The 994-nt window shown below is 66.9% G+C and carries 1 protein-coding gene; it reads right to left on the bottom strand.

Annotation, left to right across the window (positions count from 1 at the left end):
- A partial coding sequence (locus tag EOA27_RS37870; RefSeq protein ID WP_127258902.1) for an FAD-binding protein occupies nucleotides 1-994 on the bottom strand: 994 nt, incomplete at both ends.

The raw sequence follows: 994 nt of genomic DNA, 5'->3' as shown, positions 1-994 counted from the left end.
ATAGTGCACCGTCGGCAGCACCGGGATCGGCTCCTTGGTCAGGTCGACGCCGGCGAAGATCTTCGCCGATTCCGAAATGCCCGGCAGCCGCTCATGCAGCACCGCCGGGTCGAGATGGTCGAGATGCAGGAAGATGTGATCCTTCTTCGGCCCGACGCCGCGGCCTTCGCGGATCTCCATCGTCATGCAGCGCGAGACCACATCGCGCGAGGCGAGGTCCTTGGCGGACGGCGCATAGCGCTCCATGAAGCGCTCGCCCTCGGAATTGACCAGATAGCCGCCCTCGCCGCGCGCGCCTTCGGTGATCAGGCAGCCGGCGCCGTAGATGCCGGTCGGATGGAACTGCACGAACTCCATGTCCTGCAGCGCGAGCCCGGCTCGAGCCGCCATGCCACCGCCATCGCCGGTGCAGGTATGCGCCGAGGTGGCGGAGAAATAGGCGCGGCCGTAGCCGCCGGTCGCCAGCACCACCATCTTGGCCGAGAAGCGGTGGATGGTGCCGTCATCGAGATTCCAGGCCACCACGCCGGTGCAGGTGCCGTCCGGCTCGGTGATCAGGTCGAGCGCGAAATATTCGATGAAGAACTGCGCGTTGTTCTTCAGCGACTGGCCGTAGAGCGTGTGCAGCATGGCATGGCCGGTGCGGTCGGCCGCCGCGCAGGTGCGCTGCACCGGCGGGCCATCGCCGAAATTCATCATCATGCCGCCGAACGGCCGCTGGTAGATCTTGCCCTCTTCCGTGCGCGAGAACGGCACGCCGTAATGCTCGAGCTCGTAGACCGCCGCGGGCGCCTCGCGCACCATATATTCCTGCGCATCGATATCGCCCAGCCAGTCCGAGCCCTTGACGGTGTCGAAGAGGTGCCACTGCCAGTTGTCGGGGCCCATATTGGCGAGCGAGGCGGCGATGCCGCCTTGCGCGGCGACCGTGTGCGAGCGGGTCGGGAACACCTTGGTGATGCAGGCGGTGCGCAGCCCCTGCTCGGCCATGCCG

The sequence above is a fragment of the Mesorhizobium sp. M2A.F.Ca.ET.037.01.1.1 genome, from assembly GCF_003998075.1.
Classification (GTDB): Bacteria; Pseudomonadota; Alphaproteobacteria; order Rhizobiales; family Rhizobiaceae; genus Mesorhizobium.
Note: the sequence above shows the minus strand (reverse complement) of the source record. Positions and strands in the feature narration are given on the sequence as shown.